We start from the raw sequence: 16,930 nt of genomic DNA on the forward strand, positions 1-16,930 counted from the left end.
CTTCCCTTCAAACTGTCAGTCGATCGTGGCGTTCGGACAGGCGCGGATGCGGATCGCCCGGCCAGCGGCGAGATCGAGCCGGAAGGCCGCCCGTCGCGCGATGAAGCTGCCTTCCGCCCTGCCCGGCGGCAAGCCGCTTTCTTCGGCCAGCACGCAGGTGTCGCGGCCAAGCGTGCCGAAGGCGATCCGCCGGTTCTCGATTGTCCCCAGGCGGGAAAGCCCGGCCAGCCCCTGCTCGATGTCCGCCTGCACCCGGTCGCGCGGGCCGGTCTCGCGGGGACCAAGCGTGCGAAGGGCGATCCGGGCGAAATGCGTGGTGCGCTCGACCAGCATGACCTTGCCGATATCGCGCAGCCATCGCACGTCGAGATACCGCTCGAAGCGCGTCAGCGGGCGATGCTGCACGCCCGGGCCCTGCAGCCAGGCGGTGGTGCGCATCGTCCTGTCGGGATCGGCCGCCACCGCCGACACCGTCCAGCGCCCGTCGGGCGAGCGCACGTGCCCGCCCCGGAACCCGTCAATGCCGGGGGTAGCCGGTGCGGCACCGGCCAATGCCAGTGCCGCGACCAGGCCGCGCTTCACCACCCCTGGGGCTGGCCCTTGTTCTGCTGGTCGAGCCACTTCTTCAGCGGCGCGAAATATTCGGCCATCGCCTTGCCCGAGATCTCGCGCGTGCCGGTGAATTCCTGCAGCGCATCGGGCCAGGGCTTGGACGCGCCCATCGCCAGCATCTTGTTCAGCTTCGCGCCGACTTCCTTGTTGCCATAGAAGGAACAGCGGTGGAGCGGGCCCTTCCAGCCGGCCTGCTTGCATGCCGCCTGGTAGAACTGGAACTGGAGCACGCGGGCGAGGAAGTAGCGGGTATAGGGCGTCGTCGCCGGGATGTGGAACTTGGCGCCCGGATCGAAGCGGGTCTCGTCGCGCGCCACCGGCGGCACGATGCCCTGGTATTGCAGGCGCAGCCTGTCCCAGCCGGCCTGGTAGCCATTGGTCGGGATCTGGCCCGAGAACACGCCCCAGCGCCATTTGTCGACGAGCAGGCCGAAGGGCAGGAACGCGACCTTGTCCATCGCCTGGCGGAGCAGCAGGCCGGTATCCTTGTCGGCGCTCGGGATCTGGCCCTTGTCGAGCAGGCCGATCTGGACGAGATAGTCGGGCGTGATCGACAGCGCGATGAAGTCGCCGATCGCCTCGTGGAAGCCGTCGTTCGCGCCGTCGATATAGAGCGGCGACTGCTGGTTGTAGGCGCGCTGGTAATAATTGTGGCCGAGCTCGTGGTGGATCGTCACGAAGTCGTCGGCATTGACCTTGATGCACATCTTGACGCGCAGATCGTCGACATTGTCGATGTCCCAGGCCGAGGCGTGGCAGACGACTTCGCGGTCGGCCGGCTTGGTGAACTGCGAGCGCTGCCAGAAGGTCTCGGGCAGCGGCTTGAAGCCGAGCGAGGAATAGAAGCCCTCGCCCGCCTGCACCATCTTGTGCGCGTCATAGCCCTTGGCCTTGAGCAGCTCGCCGACGTCATAGCCGACGCTGCCCGATCCCGCGGGTGCGACGATATCGTAGATGTTGCCCCATTCCTGCGCCCACATGTTGCCGAGCAGGTCGGCGCGGATCGGGCCGGTCTTGGGCTGGACGGCGTCGCCGTACTTCTCGTTGAGCTTGTGGCGGACATAGGTGTGGAGCGCGACGTAGAGCGGCTTGAGGTCGTCCCAGATCTTGTCGGTCATCGCCGCGAAGGCATCGGGGTCCATGTCGTAGCCCGAGCGCCACATCGCGCCGACATCGGCATAGCCGAGGCCCTTGGCGCCTTCGTTCGAGATGGTGACCAGCTTGGCGTAGTCGGGGCGCATCGGCGCGCCGACATTGTCGTTCCAGCTCGTCCACATCTCCTTGAGCTTGGCCGGATCGCGGACCTCGCCCATCGCCGCCTCGATATCGCTGCCGTTGATCGGCTTGCCGTCGAGGCTGCCCTTGCCGGCGCCGTACATGCCGGTGATCTTGGCCGAGACCGCGGCGAGCTCGTCCGCGGCGCCGGTGCGCACCGGGGCGGGCAGCACGATCTTGTTGCGCAGCATGCCGAGCTTGCGGCTGGTGTCATAGTCGAGGCCGGCGACATTGGCGTATTTCGCCGCGCCGAGCGCGAGATCGACCTGGAGCTTGGTCAGCGTCGCCGCCTCGCGGGCGGTCATCGCCTCGGTGTCCTGGGTGATATAGGTGTCGTAGACCCACTCGGCGCGGGCCGCGACCACGCCCTGGGCGAACAGCTTCGCCTCGGCATCGGCGACGAACGCCTTGGCCTCGGCGGCGCTGGGCGCGGTGGTCTGCGCACTTGCAGGCGCGACGACGAGGGCGGCCGCAAGCGCGAGCGCCGAAATACCGGTACGGATCATGGGAAGGCCCCTCTTATCTGGATGCGGGGACGATGCAGGCGCCGGCCGAACCGGTCAAGCCGCGAGGAAGTCGGCGATCGCCTCTCCGAGCTGGCGGTGGGTGACCGCGCTCATGTGGTTGCCCGGGATCTCGCGATATTCGCCGTGCGGCAGCAGCGCGGCGACTTCCTCGGCCGAGCCATTGTCGAAGTCCTGGTTGCCGCAGACGACGAGCACCGGCAGGTCGATCGCCGCGATCGCCTCGCGCGGCGTGTCGACAAAGGTGTTGAGGATCAGCAGCAGCGCCTCGGGATCGCCGCCGGTGGTCTTGAGGAACGCCTCGGTCAGCCATTCCGAGCTACCGCGCTCGAAGCTGCCGAGATTGGTCAGCACATTGCGGAAATAGGTGCCGCGCCCATCGGTGTGGACCAGCCCCTCGAGCCCGACGCCCGACAGGATCGCGCGGCGCGGGGTCGCGCCGTTGACCAGCATCCGCGTGGTGGTGCGCGCGCCGAGCGAATAGCCGCCCAGGTCGTAATCGGTCAGGCCGAGATGCTCGATCAGCGCGAAGCCGTCGCGCATCAGCACGTCGGGGCCATAGGCGGCGGGATCGTGCGGCTTGTCGCTGAACCCGTGCGCGCGCAGATCGGGCATGATCACCCGGAAGCCCTTCTCCGCGACCTTCGCGGCATGGCCATATTTGATCCAGTTGACCTGCGCGGTGGAGAAATAGCCGTGGATCAGCACCACCGGCCTGCCCTGTCCCATCTCGGTCCAGGCCAGCTCGACGCCGTCGAAGCTCTTGAAGCGGTGCGTTTCAGTCGGGAAGTCGGCCAACTTTTTCCATCCAGCGTTTGACGAGGCTCGGGTTCTCGTCGGTCCGTGATGCCGGGAGGTGGCTCGTGTCAAGCCAGGCCCGGTGCCAGCTCTCGCAGCCCGAATGCTCGGTGGGCACGAAGCGATCGGGATCGTCGAAGCTGCCGATGGTCAGGTCCATATAGGGATGCTCGTGCGCTTCGTAGGTGAGCGGTGTGCCGCAGTCCCGGCAGAAGCCGCGTTGCGCGACCGGCGAGCTGTCATAGCGATCGGGCTCGGTCTCCCAGCGGACATCGGCGCGCGGGAAGTTCTTGAACGCGATCGACACGCCGCCGGTGGCGCGCTGGCACATGCGGCAATGGCAGAGATACGCCTCGTCGTCGTCCACCTGCGCCGTGTAGCGGATGCGCCCGCACTGGCATCCGCCGGTCATCGCTTCGCCCATCGTTTCGCTCCCTGCAATTGCTGCGTCGCAAAAAACAATCCGGTTGTGGTTTGAAATCCATGAGCATGCTTATTATATGCACACTATGTCCGAGAGTCTTGGGTTCCTGCTTAGCGATGTTTCGCGGCTGCTGCGCCGTCGTTTCGACGAGCGCGCCCGTGCGACCGGCGCGAGCGTGGCGCAGTGGCGCGTGCTCAAGCTGCTGGTCCGGCATCCCGGCGCGAACCAGGGGCAGCTCGCCGAATTGCTCGAAGTCGAGCCGATCACCGCCTGCCGGATGATCGACCGGCTCGAGGAAGCCGGCTTCGTCGAGCGCCGCCGCGATCCCAGCGACCGCCGGGCGTGGCGCATCCACCTTACCGAAAAGGCCGCCCCCGTGCTCGACGAGCTGCACGTGCTGGCGGCCGATTTGATCGAAGAGACGCTTCAGGGGTTCAACTCCAAACAGCGCGAAGAACTGATCGCGGCGCTCGAAGGGCTCCGCGCGAACCTGACCAACGTTCAAGAGGGCAAAGAGGCCGCACATGGCTGACGCAGAACCGAAGATCGAGAAGTCCGAAGCGACCAGGATCACCATGCCCAGCGAAGGCACCACCGTGCCCGAGGCGCCCGAGACCACCAAGCCGAAGCGCAGCCTGCTGCGCCCGCTGCTGATGTTCGGCGTGCCCGCGGTGCTGATCGCCATCGTGGCCTATTTCTACTTCACCGGCGGCGGCAGCGTCTCGACCGACAATGCCTATGTCCAGCAGGACAAGAGCTCGGTCTCGACCGATGTCGCGGGCCGCATCGTCGAAGTCGGCGTGAAGGAGAACCAGACGGTCAAGGCCGGCGACCTGCTCTTCCGCATCGATCCCGAGCCCTACAAGATCGCCGTGTCGCAGGCCCAGGCCGCGATCGCTGCGGCGCAGGTGCAGCTCAACACCGACCAGGTGAGCTCCGAGGGCAAGGGCGCCGACATCCAGGCCGCGCGCGACGTGATCGCCAACGCCCAGGAGAATTACGACCGCCAGGCCGCGCTGATGAAGCAGGGCTTCACCACCCGCGCCGCCTTCCAGGCCGCGCAGCATGCGCTCGAGCAGGGCCGCGCCCAGCTCCAGAACGCCGAGGCCAGCGCCGCCGAGGCGCGCGCCAAGATCGCCACCGGCGCCGCCGTCCCCGGCGAGAACCCGGCGATCGCCGCCGCCCGCGTCCAGCTTAGCAAGGCACTGCTCGACCTGCAGCGCACCACGGTGCGCGCGCCGGTGAGCGGCATCGTCAGCCAGACCAAGAGCCTGCAGGTGGGCCAGCAGATGATCACCGGCCTCGCTGCCGTGACGATCGTCTCGGACAAGCCGGCCTGGATCGACGCGAACTTCAAGGAAACCGACCTCAACAAGATGCGCGTCGGCCAGTGCTCGATCGTGACCTTCGACGCCTATCCGGGCCTGAAGCTGAAGGGCCATGTGGAATCGCTGGGCGCCGGCACCGGTTCGGAATTCTCGATGCTCCCGGCGCAGAACGCCAACGGCAACTGGGTGAAGGTCACCCAGCGCGTGCCGGTGCGCATCGCGATCGACGACAAGAGCCCGCGCGCGCTGATCGCCGGCCTCTCGGCAGACGTGAAGGTCGTCTTCAAGGGCGCCTGCAACTAATATGGCGACGGCAGCCCCCGGCCGCGCCAACAGGGCGGGTGAGGCATCTCCCCCTATGCCTCCCCGCCCGCAAGCCGCTCCGGCTGGCGGTGGCGGTGCCGCCCTGCCCGTCAAGTACAAGGGCCTGCTCACGCTCGGCGTCATGATGGCGACGATCATGCAGATCCTCGACACGACGATCGCCAACGTCGCGATCCCGCACATGCAGGCATCGCTCGGCGCCACGCGCGACACGATCAACTGGGTACTGACCAGCTACATCGTCGCCTCGGCGATCGCGATCCCGATCACCGGCTGGCTGTCGGACCGGATCGGCTCGCGCAACCTGTTCCTCGTCGCCACCGTCGGCTTCGTCATCGCCTCGGCGATGTGCGGCGCGGCGCAGACGCTGGAGGAAATGGTCGCCTTCCGCATCCTGCAGGGCATCACCGCGGCCTTCCTCAACCCCTTGAGCCAGACGGTGATGCTCGACATCAACGCGCCCAAGGACCAGCCCAAGGCAATGTCGATCTGGGGCATGGGCATCATGGTCGGCCCGATCATGGGCCCGCTGATCGGCGGCTACCTGACCGACAATTTCGACTGGCGCTGGGTGTTCTACGTGAATCTGCCGGTGGGCGTGGTGACCTTCGCGCTGCTGTGGTTCCTCCTGCCCTCGCGCCCGATCCGCAAGCGCTCGTTCGACGCGTTCGGCTTCACGCTGCTCGCGCTGGGCATCGCTTCGCTCCAGCTGATGCTCGACCGCGGGCAGGACCAGGACTGGTTCTCCTCGACCGAGATCTGGGTTGAGATGCTCGTCGCGGTGATCGCGCTGTGGATGTTCGTCGTCCACCTGTTCACCGCCAAGAACCCGATGTTCGAGCGCGAGCTGTGGAAGCATCGCAACCTCGTCACCGGCATCTTCTTCATGCTGGTGATCGGCCTGGTGATGATGGCGACGATGGCGCTGCTGCCGCCAATGCTGCAGAGCCTCTATGGCTATTCGGTGTTCGACGCGGGCCTGCTCCTCATGCCGCGCGGCGTGGGCGTGCTGATCACGATGTTCGCCGGCGCGCAGCTGATCCAGCGCGGCTGGCTCGATCCGCGCTGGTCGGTGGCGATCGGCCTGACGATTGCCGCGATCTCGCTGTGGGAGATGTCGCGCTGGACGCTGGAGATGAGCAGCACGCCGTTCATCATCTCGGGCTTCGTCCAGGGCCTCGGCCTCGGCCTCGTCTTCATGCCGCTCAACGGCCTCGCCTTTGCCGGCCTGCCCGCGCATTTCCGCACCGAAGGATCGAGCCTGCTCAATCTGCTGCGCAATGTCGGCGCGTCGGTGGGCATCTCGGCGGTGAGCGCGATCCTGGCGCAGAACATCCAGCGCAGCCACCAGTATCTGGGCGAGCACGTCACCGCCTCGACGATGAACGGGCTGGGCGCGCTGGTGCAGGAGATCGGCGTGCAGGCCTCGGTGGTCACCGGGCTGATCGACGCCGAAGTGAACCGCCAGGCGGCGATGATCGCCTATCTCAACGATTACTGGCTGATGGCGATCGTCACTGCGGTCAGCGTGCCGCTGGTGGTGCTGCTGCAGAAGCCGCGCGCACCGATGAAGAACGACCCGTCGGCAGCGGGGCATTGACCTCGCTGCGCCGGAGCGGCTGCCACTTCACATAGGCGAGGCTGCGCCACAGCCACTCCAGCGGGCCGCTGACGAAGTGGCGCATCCACCAATTGGCGAAGGCGATCAGCGCCGCGATCCCGATCACCGAGACCAGCGCCGATTGCGCCCAGCCATAGCGGCCCCAGGGCAGCAGGCCCCAGGGCGCGAACAGGATGTATTTCCCCACCGCCTGCTCGAGGAAATAGAGCGAGAAGGCCATGCGGCCGGGCGCCTTGAGGACGCCGAGCGCAGCATTGCCGGCGCGCGACTTGGCGATCAGGTTGATCAGCGCGAGATGGCCGAGGCCGATCGCCATCCGCGCGAACTCGCCGGTGATCCACAGCGAGCGCGGGCCCGGCGAGAAGCTGAGCGTCTCCGAGATGCCATAGGCGCGCGCGACGATGCCGAAGCTGTAGCCGCCTACCGCCAGCCACAGATAGAAACGCGCGCTCCTGAGACCCTGGATCACGCCCCATTTCCACAGCGCGACGCCGATCAGCATCGTGCAGAACGCTTCGAGCACATCCCAGATCAGCCAGTTGCTGGCGAGATAGCTCCAATAATTCCAGGCTTCCTTGGCATAGGGCAGCCAGCCGCCGCGATGCGCCTGCACTTCGCGCGCGACCAGCGCGGGATCGGGCGTGTGCCGCCCGAGCTTCTGCCACTGCGCCAGCGCCGCCGGATCGCCCGCCTCGACCTGGCGGGTGAGCGTCACCCGCTCGGCATATTCGCGCGCGCCATATTCGGGAATGCCCACCCCGGTCAGCACCGCCCAGCCGAGGCCCAGCGTCACCAGCCATTTCGGGCTCAGCGTGCGGAACGGGAAGAGGAACAGCGCAGCGAGCGCATAGATGTGGAGGATGTCGCCCGGCCAGAGCAGCACGAACACGTCGAACAGGCCGAAGGCGAGCAGCCACAGGTTGCGGCGATAATAGAGGTCGGCGACCGCGACCGGCCCGTCCGGCGCCATCGCCTTGCGCGCCAATACCATCATGCCGGCGCCGAACAGAAATTCGAGCAGGCAGCGCTGGGTGCCGGCGAAGAAGAGGTTGATCGCCACCCAGGCGTCGCGGTCCGCCGCGCTCCAGCCGATCAGGCGGACATCGGCCGAGAAGGTCCAGACGCTCGCCGCCATATAGGGGACGTTGATGAAGAAGATGCCGAGGATCGCGACTCCGCGCAGCATGTCGAGCACGTCGATGCGCGCCCGGCCGGCCACCGGCGCCAACATGCTACTACCCGACTCGACCATTGACGCGGCCCACCCAACCCGAAACCCGGCTGGTTTAACGTGGATCAGTCAACACGACGTAAAGGCCGTGGGCGGGATCAGCGCGAAAGCACTGCCGCGAACTCGGCCATCGGCGCGCTTTCGGGCCATTGCGGCACGTCGTCGGCGATGACGACCCAGGGCTGCTTGCGCTTCACCCAGATATGCGCAGCGGGCACCAGCTCGTCGCTGCGATCGAGCGTGCCGGCGCGCACCATCGCCAGCCCGGGACGGGCGCTGTTGGTGTTGTAGATCCGCGTGTGGCAGGTGCCGCAGACTCGCTGACGCGACGTCGATCCGCTCGGATTGGTGAAGCTGTATTCGACCACCGGCCCTTCGACCGACAATGCCCCCTCGCTGACCGGCGCCTGCTCGGTGAAGGCGCTCCCCGCCCAGCTCTGGCACTTCAGGCAATGGCAGCAATAGACCGCCGGCAGGTCGTCCAATGCCAGCGTGTAGCGGACGGCGCCGCAATGGCAGCCGCCCGCGATCACGGTTACGCCGCCTTTTTGAGGTGGCGGCGGCCGAGCAGCTCGGCGATCTGCACCGCGTTGAGCGCCGCGCCCTTGCGGAGGTTGTCGCTGACGCACCAGAGCGACAGGCCGTTCTCCACCGTCGAGTCCTCGCGGACGCGGCTGATGAAGGTGGCATATTCGCCGACGCACTCGATCGGAGTGACGTAGCCGCCATCCTCATGCTTATCGATCAGCATCACGCCCGGCGCCTCGCGCAGGATCTTCTTGGCCTGCTCGGCCGAGATCTCGTCCTCGAACTCGATGTTGATCGCTTCCGAATGGCCGACGAACACCGGCACGCGCACGCAGGTGGCGGTGACCTTGATCTTGGGATCGAGGATCTTCTTGGTCTCGACCACCATCTTCCACTCTTCCTTGGTCGAGCCGTCGTCCAGGAAGGAGTCGATGTGCGGGATCACGTTGAAGGCGATCTGCTTGGTGAACTTCCTCGGCTCGGCGCTGTCGCCGACGAAGATGTTGCGGCTCTGCTCGAACAGCTCGTCCATGCCCGCCTTGCCCGCGCCGGAGACCGACTGGTAGGTGGCGACGACGACGCGCTTGATCTTGGCGGCATCGTGGAGCGGCTTGAGCGCCACCACCATCTGCGCGGTCGAGCAGTTCGGGTTCGCGATGATGCCGCGCTTGGTATAGCCGTCGATCGCCTCCGGGTTCACCTCGGGCACGATCAGCGGCACGTCCGGGTCCATGCGGTAGAGCGACGCATTGTCGATCACCGTGCAGCCGGCAGCGGCGAACTTGGGCGCATAGAGCTTCGAGCCTTCCGAGCCGATCGCGAACAGCGCGATGTCCCAGCCTGCGGGGTCGAAATGCTCGATGTTCTGGATCTTGTACTGTTTCCCGGTCTCGCCGAAGTCGACCATGTCGCCCGTCGAGCGCGACGAAGCCAGCACGGCCAGCTCGTCGATCGGGAATTCCCGCTCGGCCAGGATGTTCAACATTTCGCGCCCGACATTGCCGGTGGCGCCTGCGACGACGACACGGTAGCCCATCATGTACTCCAGGGTGGTAATCGAGCGCCGCGCTACGCCGATCGCGGCAGGGGCGCAAGCAAGCGCTGCTTGTTTCGCGCCATGGCTCCGCTTTGGTCGATTTCGTTCAAGACAGGTTTCGCGTAATTTTGTTACGCCCGCCCCCGAGGATGAGGGGGCCTGAACGATGCGCCGGATGCTGCTGATCGTGCTGCTGGGGCTGAGCCTGGGCAGCTGCGCCACCAAGGGCGCGCTCAAGATGGCGTGCGCGGACTTCTCCAGCTTCATCCATCCGATCGAGATGACGCCGCTCGAGCGCCAGATCCGCGCGCTCGACCTCGAGGCGCTGCCGCCCGCCGAGCGCGAGCTGGCGGATCGGCTCGCCGCGCCCGAGATCGCGCGGCTGCAGGCCGACCCCGCCTTCCTCGCCGCAGCCCCGGCTCCCAGCCGCCCGGTGCTGCTGCTCTCGGGCGGCGGGCAATGGGGCGCATTCGGCGTCGGGCTGATGAACCAGCTCGTCGAGAACCACCAATTCCCCGATTTCGCGGTGGTGACAGGCGTGAGCACGGGCGCGCTGCAATCGCTGTTCGTCGGTGCCGGGCTGGACCGGCAGGACGCGCAGGGCAAGGCGATCCGCGACGCGCTGGAGATCGCCTATTCACCAGCCAGGGAAAGCGACATCGTCAACCGCGAGAGCATCCAGGCGCTGGCGGCGATCACCGGCGCGATGGCCGGCCTGGCGCCGCTCAAGCGCCGGTTCGAGGACCGGATCTGCCCGAAGATCTACGACCCCAAGTCGCCCGCCGGCCAGGCCGGGGTGTGCATCGTCCAGACGCTGCGCGACACCCGGACGCGCAAGGTGCTGCTCGGGCTGATCGAGGCCAATTCGGGCGCGTTCGGCTATATCGACGTGCAGGAGCTGCTCGCGCCCTACGGCAACAGCGACGCGGACCTCGCCAAGGCCACCCAGTGCCTGGCGGGCGCGGCGCTCGCCTCGGCAGCGGTGCCGGTGTTCTACCAGCAGGTCCGGGTCGACGGGAAAACCTATTATGACGGCGGCGTGCGGCAATCGGTGTTCCTCGCATCGGTGGCCGATGCGCAGCGGCTGGCCGGCGACGTGGTGCGGCGCGAGCGGGCGCGGCTGCTCGGGCGCGAGGCGGGCGCGGCGCCCGGCGGCGGAAGCGACATCTATGTGATCCGCAACGGCCCCACGGTGCTGCCGCCCGACCAGGTGGTGATGCCGGGCTATCCGTCGGAGATAGACCAGAAGGCCGATGCGCTGACCGCCGCGCAGCGCGGCGAGGCGATCATGGTCAACCAGCTCGAAGTCGGCTCGATCGCCGCGCTGCGGCTCAGCCGGCCGGGCGGCGCGATCTGGTTCGTCAGCGCCGACGGATTCGAGAACTACACGCCGACCTATGACCTCACGGTACGCTGCGGCAAGCTCAAGGAGGCGAACCGCAAGGCGATGTTCGTGCCGCCGTTCATGAAGTGCATGATGGACTATGGCCGCAACCGCGCCACCGGGGGCGAGCCGTGGATCGACCTGTGCCATTATGACGGGACGGAAACCCGGGCGATCTGCCGGCGGCCGGACGGGACGATGCCGGGCGCTGTGGGGCGGCGCTAGGCCGTCTGCCGCTGGCGGAACGGCTGCCAGTGCACATAGGCGAGGCTGCGCCAGAGCCATTCGAGCGGTCCGGCAGCGAAGAAGCGCAACCAGACATTGGCCAGCAGGAGCTGCGCGGCGATGACGATCAGCACCGTGCCCGCCAGGTCGGACCAGCCTTGCCGGCCCCATAGCCCCAGCCCCCAGGGCGAATAGAGGAGCTGCAGCCCGATGATCTGCTGCAGGAAATAGAGCGAGAACGCCATTCGCCCGGCCGCCTTGAACGGCGCCAGGAGCGCCCGCCCCGCCCCGCTCTTCACTGCCAGGTTGACCAGCGCGACATGGCCGATCGAGACCGCCATTCGCGCGAATTCCGCCGTCATCCACATCAGCTTGGGCCCGGGAATGTCCGACAGATATTCGAAGCTCGCCACGGTGCGCAGCGCCAGGCCGGGGAGATAGCAGGCGAGCATCAGCAGCAGGTATAAGCGCGCGCTCCTTTGCCCCTGGATCACACCCCATTTCCACAGCGCTATGCCGACCAGCATCATGCAGAAAGCCTCGGCGACGCTCTTCAAGATCTCGGGCCAGAGGAACATCTGGTAGAAGCCGATCTGCAGCCCTGCATAGGCCCAGAGACTGCCGCCATGCCCCTTGGCCTCCATTGCCCGCACGCCCTGCATTTCCTCGCCGCCGGTGCGCAGATTCTCGACCTTCTTGCGCCAGTCCTCGAGCGCCTTCTTCTCCTCGGCGCTGACCGGCCGGTGGCTGGCGAGCTTCGCCTCGGCGACATGCGCACGCTCGACCAGAGTGTTGCGCTCGACATAGCGCCAGGCTCCGGTGCCCGCCGTATAGAGCGCGAAGCCCATGCCCAGCACGATCAGCCATTTCGGACTCACCCGGCGGAACGGGAAAAGCAGCAGCGCCGCCAGCGCATAGATGTGGAGGATGTCGCCCGGCCAGAGCAGGACGAAGATGTCTAAGATGCCGAAGGCGAGCAGCCAGAGATTGCGCCGCCAATAGAGGTCGGCGACCGCCACTGGCCCGTCGGGCGCCATCGCTGCGCGGGCGAACACCATCAGCCCGGCGCCGAACAGCATTTCGAGCAGGCCGCGCTGGGTGCCCTCCAGCACCACCTGGATTCCCCACCAGCTCGCCTGGTCGAGCGGCTTCCAGCCGATCAGCCGGGGATCGAGGAACAGCTTGGAGACCTGCGCCCCCATGAAGGGGATGTTCATGAAGAAGATGCCGAGGATCGCCAGCCCGCGCAGCATGTCGAGCACGTCGATCCGCGCCTTGCCGCGTACCGGCGCAAGCGGCACCCCCGTCGCATCCGTCATTCGCATGTCCCCCACCGAAGCGGGGGATGCTACGTCACCGAGAAACCTGCGTCGAGTCGCAGATATATGGGGTTACTTCGCCCCCGTCTTGCGATCGAGGAAGTCGAGGATCGTGTTCCACAGGTGGACGCTGATCCCCGGACCGCCGACGCGGTGGGTGTGGCCGGGGTAGAACATCATCTCGAACGGCACTTCGGCCTTTTGCAGCGTCGCCGCCAGCGCGGTGCTGTTCTCGAACACGACATTGTCGTCCGACATGCCATGGATCAGCAGCAGCGGATCAGCGATCTTGGCCGCCTCGCCGATATTGTCCGACGCCTTGTACGCCTCGGGCACCTTGTTCGGATCGCCCATGTAGCGCTCGGTATAATGGGTGTCGTACAGCTCCCACTTGGTCACCGGCGCACCGGCCACGCCCGCGGCGAACACCCCCGGCGCCTTCTCCAGCAGCTTCAGGCTCATGTAACCGCCATAGGACCAGCCATAGGTGACGACCTTGTTCGGATCGACATAGGGCAACGTCTTCAGATAGTTCGCACCCGCGACCTGGTCCTCGACCTCGACCGTGCCCATCGCGTGCCAGATCTGGCTCTCGAAATCGACGCCGCGATTGGCCGAGCCGCGATTGTCGAGCTGGAACCAGATATAGCCGCGCGAGACGAGATACTGCTCGAGCGAGCCGCCCCAGGCCTTGCTCACCTGCTGCGCGTGCGGCCCGCCATAATGCTGGAAGAACACCGGGTATTTCTTGCCCGGCTCAAGCTTGGGCGTAATCATCTCCCAGTGCAGCACGCTACCGTCGGCCGCCTTGATCGTGCCGAAGGTTCGCTCGCGGTGCGCCGCGAGATAGGGATTGTAGGGATGATCGGCGGCGGTGACCGCATTCTCGTTCACCCAGGCGATGCGCTTGCCCGATGCGTCCGCCAGATAGGTCTGCGACGGCTGGTTGGGGTTCGAGCGCGTGACGATCGCATGGGTGCCCGAGGCGTCCATCACTGCGCCGTTCCACCAGCCGGCCTCGGTGAGGCGCGTGACCGCGGCGGGCTTGCGGTAGTCGACCGAATAGAGATGCCGCTCGAGCACGCCGTCCTTGTTGCCGAGGAAGAAGACGCGGCCCTTGGCCTCGTCAACGCCGGTCACGTCGGGCGTGACTTCCCAGTCGCCCCTGGTGAGCTGGGTGAACTTGCCCTTGGCGAAACGGTAGAGATGGCCGTGACCGTCGCGCTCGGACCACCAGAGCAGGCTGCCGTCGCCGAGCGGGGTAAGCGCGTGGCTGAGGTTGACCCAGCTCTTCGCCCGCGCCTTCTCGCTGAACAGCAGGTTCGCCTTGCCGGTGGCGGGATCGACGGCGAGCAGATCGAGCTGCGTCTGGTCGCGGTTCTCGCGCTGGACGTAGAGCGTCTTGCCGTCCTTCGACCAGTCGACGCGCGCCAGATAGATATCGGCATCGGCGCCCAGCTCGACGCCCACCTTGTGATCGCCATTGGCGTCCATCACGTAGAGCTCGACCTTGGCGTTGGGCGTGCCCGCCTTGGGATAGCGCTGCTGGTAGACGCTGGTCCCCTCGGCGCCGATCGCGGCGCGGGTGACGATGCCCACCGGCGCCTCGTCGAAGCGCTCGACCGCGACGTAGCGATCGCCGGGCGACCACCAATAGCCCTTGAACCGGTCCATCTCTTCCTGCGCGACGAACTCGGCCTCGCCCCAATGGACGGTGCCGTCGCCATCGTCGGTGATCGGGCGGGCGCGGCCATCGGCCAGGCCCATCACCACCAGGTTCTGATCCTGCACATAGGAGACGAAGCCGCCCGCCGGGCTGATCTCGGCATTGAGCTTGGGCCCCGCCTTGGTCGGCAGCTTGCTGACGCTGCCATCGAGCCCGGCGCGGTAGAGCTCGCCTTCGAGCGGCACGAGCACCGACTTGCCGTCGGGCGCCCAATCATAGGCGACGATGCCCTTGGAGCCGCCGATGCGTGCGCGCTCGCGCTGCATCTTCTCGGCCTCGGACAGCTCGGCGCCGGTGCCGACCTTCTTCGAATCGACGAGCATCCGCCATTCGCCGGTGCGCGTGTCCATCGCCCAGAGGTCGAAGCGCTCCTTCTCGTCGGCGCGGTTGCGCAGCAGCGTGAGGAACTTGCCGTCGGGCGAGAGCTTGGCGCCGCGCGGCTGCGGGCCGTTGAGGTCGGGGCTCGCGAACACGCGGTCGAGCGTGAGCCCCTTCGTCTGCGCCAGCGCCTCATTTGCCATCAGCGGCGCTCCCAGCATTGCCAGCCCAACCAACCATTTCTGCATAACCCCGATCTCCTTGGGAGCGCGTTATCGCGATGTGGGAGTTCCGGGTAAAGTGCCGAACCCTTCCTTAAACATGGCAACCTATCAAACTACGCATGTTGCGTATTTTGCCCTTCGCCCTTGCCGCCTGCCTGCTCGCCGATCCAGCCTTCGCGCAGAACGACAATCGCGCCGGCGGCAAGCTGCTGTTGACCAACGGCATTTCGACGATCGAGGGCGCCAGCGGTGGCGGCCTCGCCCCCTGGGCGACGATCGCGGGCAACGAGACCAAGGACGGGATCGGCGCGCAGGCGAGCGTGACCGCTGCCGAATTGAAAAGCTATGATTTCCGCAGCTACAATGCCGCGATCGGGATCAAGGATCGCGTCGAGCTTAGCTTCGCGCGGCAGAGCTTCAACACCAACGAGATCGGCGGCGCGCTCGGGCTGGGCAACGACTATGCCTTCGACCAGGACATTTTCGGCGCCAAGGTGAAGCTGCTCGGCGACATGGTGTACGGGCCCGAAATGCTGCCTGCGGTAGCGGTCGGCGTGCAGTACAAGAGGAGCCGCAACGCCGCGATCGTCAAGGCGCTGGGCGCGCGCCGCTCCGAGGATGCGGACTATTATGTCTCGGCGACCAAGCTGCTGCTGCGCCATTCGCTGCTGATCAACACCAGCGTGCGCCTCACCCGAGCCAACCAGACCGGACTGCTCGGCTTTGGCGGGCGCGACGACAAGTATCGCTTCGAATTCGAGGGATCGGCCGCCTATCAATTCTCGCGCCGCTTCGCGATCGGCGCCGAGTTCCGCTCCAAGCCCGACAACCTCGCCATCGCCCGCGAGGACGACTGGTTCGATGTGTTCGCCGCCTATGCGATCGACCGCAACCTGACGGTGACCGCCGCCTATACCGACCTCGGCTCGATCGCGACGGTCAAAGGCCAGCGCGGCGCGTTGATCCAGCTCCAGACCGCTTTCTGAGGACGTGCCCATGTTCCGCCCGCTGATCCTGGCCGCCGCGCTGCTCGCCCCGACCCTAGCCCTCGCGCAGACCGCACCCAACGCGATGCCGGCCGAGGACAAGGTCGATCCCTACACGCCGGGCAACGCCAATGCCGGCGCCACGCCGTTCGCCGGAACCGGCATGGCCAGGGCGTTCCACGGCCAGGACGGCATCCGCCGGATCGTCGAAACCTTCGTCAGCAGCAACTTCGCCGACCCGGTGATCGGCGACATCTTCAAGGGCCATGACCAGGTCCGCCTGAAGCGCGTGCTGTTCGAGCAGTTCTGCTACATCCTCGGCGCCGGCTGCGACTATACCGGCCGCGACATGAAGACCGCGCACCACTTCATGGGGGTGCAGCAGAAGGACATGAACCGCCTCGTCCAGAACCTGCAGGCGGCGATGCGCAAGGAGCGCGTTGGCTTCGCGGCACAGAACAAGTTCCTCGCCAAGCTCGCCCCGATGCGCGGGGACGTGGTCGAGCGCTAGTCGAGCCCCAGCGCGACCTTGCGCGATACCAGGATGAAGCGCGGCCCCGCCCCGTTCGCGGCGGCGCGGTCCTCGGGATTGTAGAGCGCGCATTTCTTCAGGCTCAGGCAGCCGCAGCCGATGCAGCCGTCGAGGTCCTCGAGCGTGCGCTGCAACTGGGCGATCTGCACTTCGATGCGCTCGCGGATGCCGCGGCTGATCCGTTCCCAGTCCTCGCCGGTGGGGGTGCGTCCTTCGGGCAGCTTGGCCAGTTCCGTGGCGATCTGCGGCAGCGTGAGCCCCAGTTGCTGCGCGATCAGCGCGAAGGAGATGCGGCGGATGTCCGAGCGCAGGAAGCGCCGCTGGTTGCCGCTGGTGCGGATCGGATGGACGATCCCCTTCCCCTCGTAGAAGCGCACCGCCGAGACCGCGATGCCGGTGCGCGCCGCCAGCTCGCCGATCGTCAGAAGCTCGTTCCCGCGCACCGCAATTTCCCGCTTGACCTCAACTTAGGTTGAGGTTGTAGCTGCTCTCGGCATGGCATCCAATCGGAAAGG

The 16,930-nt window shown here is 66.7% G+C and carries 16 protein-coding genes; 6 read left to right on the forward strand and 10 right to left on the reverse strand.

All coding sequences use genetic code 11. The annotated features are described in order from the left end of the window. Nucleotides 1-15: 15 nt before the first annotated feature. Genes ABLE38_RS00600 through ABLE38_RS00615 form a run of 4 tightly spaced genes read right to left on the reverse strand, consistent with a single transcriptional unit; the run spans nucleotide 16 to nucleotide 3,633 of the window. The gene (locus tag ABLE38_RS00600) at nucleotides 16-582 is read right to left on the reverse strand and encodes a hypothetical protein (RefSeq protein WP_348972236.1); all 567 of its coding nucleotides are present in this window, start codon (nucleotides 580-582) and stop codon (nucleotides 16-18) included. Next, on the reverse strand, nucleotides 579-2,393 hold the full coding sequence (locus ABLE38_RS00605) for a M2 family metallopeptidase (RefSeq protein ID WP_348972237.1): 1,815 nt from the start codon (nucleotides 2,391-2,393) through the stop codon (nucleotides 579-581). Before ABLE38_RS00605 ends, ABLE38_RS00600 begins: the two co-directional genes overlap by 4 nt. Nucleotides 2,394-2,447: 54 nt before the next feature. Further along, nucleotides 2,448-3,209 carry an alpha/beta fold hydrolase gene (locus ABLE38_RS00610; protein WP_348972238.1) on the reverse strand — a complete coding sequence of 254 codons (762 nt, stop codon included), beginning with the start codon at nucleotides 3,207-3,209 and terminating at the stop codon, nucleotides 2,448-2,450. Then, entirely contained in the window at nucleotides 3,190-3,633 is a 444-nt protein-coding gene (locus ABLE38_RS00615) for a GFA family protein (protein WP_348972239.1), read from the reverse strand. The genes ABLE38_RS00610 and ABLE38_RS00615 overlap by 20 nt, the downstream gene beginning before the upstream one ends. Nucleotides 3,634-3,718: 85 nt before the next feature. On the opposite strand from ABLE38_RS00615, the gene ABLE38_RS00620 reads away from it, so the two are divergent. The 3 genes from ABLE38_RS00620 to ABLE38_RS00630 are packed head-to-tail and all read left to right on the forward strand — an operon-like array spanning nucleotide 3,719 to nucleotide 6,885. After that, nucleotides 3,719-4,165, forward strand: coding sequence for a MarR family transcriptional regulator (locus tag ABLE38_RS00620; RefSeq protein WP_348972240.1), 447 nt, complete (start codon nucleotides 3,719-3,721; stop codon nucleotides 4,163-4,165). Further along, nucleotides 4,158-5,264: an HlyD family secretion protein gene (locus ABLE38_RS00625; RefSeq protein ID WP_348972241.1), complete on the forward strand. Its 1,107-nt coding sequence runs from the start codon at nucleotides 4,158-4,160 to the stop codon at nucleotides 5,262-5,264. The genes ABLE38_RS00620 and ABLE38_RS00625 overlap by 8 nt, the downstream gene beginning before the upstream one ends. A 55-nt stretch (nucleotides 5,265-5,319) precedes the next feature. Continuing rightward, nucleotides 5,320-6,885 (forward strand): DHA2 family efflux MFS transporter permease subunit, encoded by a 1,566-nt coding sequence (locus ABLE38_RS00630; RefSeq protein ID WP_348972242.1) that lies wholly within the window; start codon nucleotides 5,320-5,322, stop codon nucleotides 6,883-6,885. On the opposite strand, the gene ABLE38_RS00635 is transcribed toward ABLE38_RS00630, so the two are convergent. From ABLE38_RS00635 to ABLE38_RS00645, 3 genes are all read right to left on the reverse strand, one after another. Next, a complete protein-coding gene (locus ABLE38_RS00635; protein WP_348972243.1) occupies nucleotides 6,809-8,137 on the reverse strand; it encodes a DUF418 domain-containing protein in 1,329 nt (442 codons plus the stop codon). The genes ABLE38_RS00630 and ABLE38_RS00635 overlap by 77 nt on opposite strands. Before the next feature lie 98 nt (nucleotides 8,138-8,235). Continuing rightward, nucleotides 8,236-8,670: a GFA family protein gene (locus tag ABLE38_RS00640; protein WP_348972244.1), complete on the reverse strand. Its 435-nt coding sequence runs from the start codon at nucleotides 8,668-8,670 to the stop codon at nucleotides 8,236-8,238. Nucleotides 8,671-8,672: 2 nt separating this feature from the next. Continuing rightward, nucleotides 8,673-9,701 (reverse strand): aspartate-semialdehyde dehydrogenase, encoded by a 1,029-nt coding sequence (locus tag ABLE38_RS00645; RefSeq protein ID WP_348974424.1) that lies wholly within the window; start codon nucleotides 9,699-9,701, stop codon nucleotides 8,673-8,675. A 166-nt stretch (nucleotides 9,702-9,867) separates the two neighbouring features. Between ABLE38_RS00645 and ABLE38_RS00650 the strand changes: the two genes are divergently transcribed. Beyond that, nucleotides 9,868-11,310 (forward strand): patatin-like phospholipase family protein, encoded by a 1,443-nt coding sequence (locus ABLE38_RS00650; protein WP_348972245.1) that lies wholly within the window; start codon nucleotides 9,868-9,870, stop codon nucleotides 11,308-11,310. On the opposite strand, the gene ABLE38_RS00655 is transcribed toward ABLE38_RS00650, so the two are convergent. Further along, nucleotides 11,307-12,629: a DUF418 domain-containing protein gene (locus ABLE38_RS00655; RefSeq protein ID WP_348972246.1), complete on the reverse strand. Its 1,323-nt coding sequence runs from the start codon at nucleotides 12,627-12,629 to the stop codon at nucleotides 11,307-11,309. The genes ABLE38_RS00650 and ABLE38_RS00655 overlap by 4 nt on opposite strands. Before the next feature lie 72 nt (nucleotides 12,630-12,701). Beyond that, entirely contained in the window at nucleotides 12,702-14,876 is a 2,175-nt protein-coding gene (locus tag ABLE38_RS00660; protein WP_348972247.1) for a S9 family peptidase, read from the reverse strand. A gap of 140 nt (nucleotides 14,877-15,016) precedes the next feature. Between ABLE38_RS00660 and ABLE38_RS00665 the strand changes: the two genes are divergently transcribed. Both ABLE38_RS00665 and ABLE38_RS00670 read left to right on the forward strand, forming a co-directional pair. Further along, complete coding sequence (locus ABLE38_RS00665) at nucleotides 15,017-15,883, forward strand: DUF3034 family protein (protein ID WP_348972248.1); 867 nt, start codon at nucleotides 15,017-15,019, stop codon at nucleotides 15,881-15,883. 10 nt (nucleotides 15,884-15,893) lie between these two features. Then, nucleotides 15,894-16,394, forward strand: coding sequence for a group 1 truncated hemoglobin (locus ABLE38_RS00670; protein ID WP_348972249.1), 501 nt, complete (start codon nucleotides 15,894-15,896; stop codon nucleotides 16,392-16,394). On the opposite strand, the gene soxR is transcribed toward ABLE38_RS00670, so the two are convergent. Beyond that, nucleotides 16,391-16,858, reverse strand: coding sequence for a redox-sensitive transcriptional activator SoxR (soxR, locus tag ABLE38_RS00675; protein WP_348972250.1), 468 nt, complete (start codon nucleotides 16,856-16,858; stop codon nucleotides 16,391-16,393). The genes ABLE38_RS00670 and soxR overlap by 4 nt on opposite strands. Nucleotides 16,859-16,930 lie beyond the last annotated feature (72 nt).

This window comes from Sphingomonas sp. KR3-1 (assembly GCF_040049295.1).
Classification (GTDB): domain Bacteria; phylum Pseudomonadota; class Alphaproteobacteria; order Sphingomonadales; family Sphingomonadaceae; genus Sphingomonas.

Excerpts from the sequence above, each read along its gene's own strand:
- ABLE38_RS00625 (WP_348972241.1), top strand. The coding sequence starts at position 4,158 with ATGGCTGACGCAGAACCGAAGATCGAGAAGTCCGAAGCGACCAGGATC.
- ABLE38_RS00635 (WP_348972243.1), bottom strand. The coding sequence starts at position 8,137 with ATGTTGGCGCCGGTGGCCGGCCGGGCGCGCATCGACGTGCTCGACATG.
- ABLE38_RS00630 (WP_348972242.1), top strand. The coding sequence starts at position 5,320 with ATGCCTCCCCGCCCGCAAGCCGCTCCGGCTGGCGGTGGCGGTGCCGCC.
- ABLE38_RS00670 (WP_348972249.1), top strand. The coding sequence starts at position 15,894 with ATGTTCCGCCCGCTGATCCTGGCCGCCGCGCTGCTCGCCCCGACCCTA.
- ABLE38_RS00645 (WP_348974424.1), bottom strand. The coding sequence starts at position 9,701 with ATGGGCTACCGTGTCGTCGTCGCAGGCGCCACCGGCAATGTCGGGCGC.
- ABLE38_RS00650 (WP_348972245.1), top strand. The coding sequence starts at position 9,868 with ATGCGCCGGATGCTGCTGATCGTGCTGCTGGGGCTGAGCCTGGGCAGC.
- ABLE38_RS00660 (WP_348972247.1), bottom strand. The coding sequence starts at position 14,876 with ATGGCAAATGAGGCGCTGGCGCAGACGAAGGGGCTCACGCTCGACCGC.
- ABLE38_RS00615 (WP_348972239.1), bottom strand. The coding sequence starts at position 3,633 with ATGGGCGAAGCGATGACCGGCGGATGCCAGTGCGGGCGCATCCGCTAC.
- ABLE38_RS00655 (WP_348972246.1), bottom strand. The coding sequence starts at position 12,629 with ATGACGGATGCGACGGGGGTGCCGCTTGCGCCGGTACGCGGCAAGGCG.
- ABLE38_RS00665 (WP_348972248.1), top strand. The coding sequence starts at position 15,017 with ATGTTGCGTATTTTGCCCTTCGCCCTTGCCGCCTGCCTGCTCGCCGAT.
- ABLE38_RS00620 (WP_348972240.1), top strand. The coding sequence starts at position 3,719 with ATGTCCGAGAGTCTTGGGTTCCTGCTTAGCGATGTTTCGCGGCTGCTG.
- ABLE38_RS00605 (WP_348972237.1), bottom strand. The coding sequence starts at position 2,393 with ATGATCCGTACCGGTATTTCGGCGCTCGCGCTTGCGGCCGCCCTCGTC.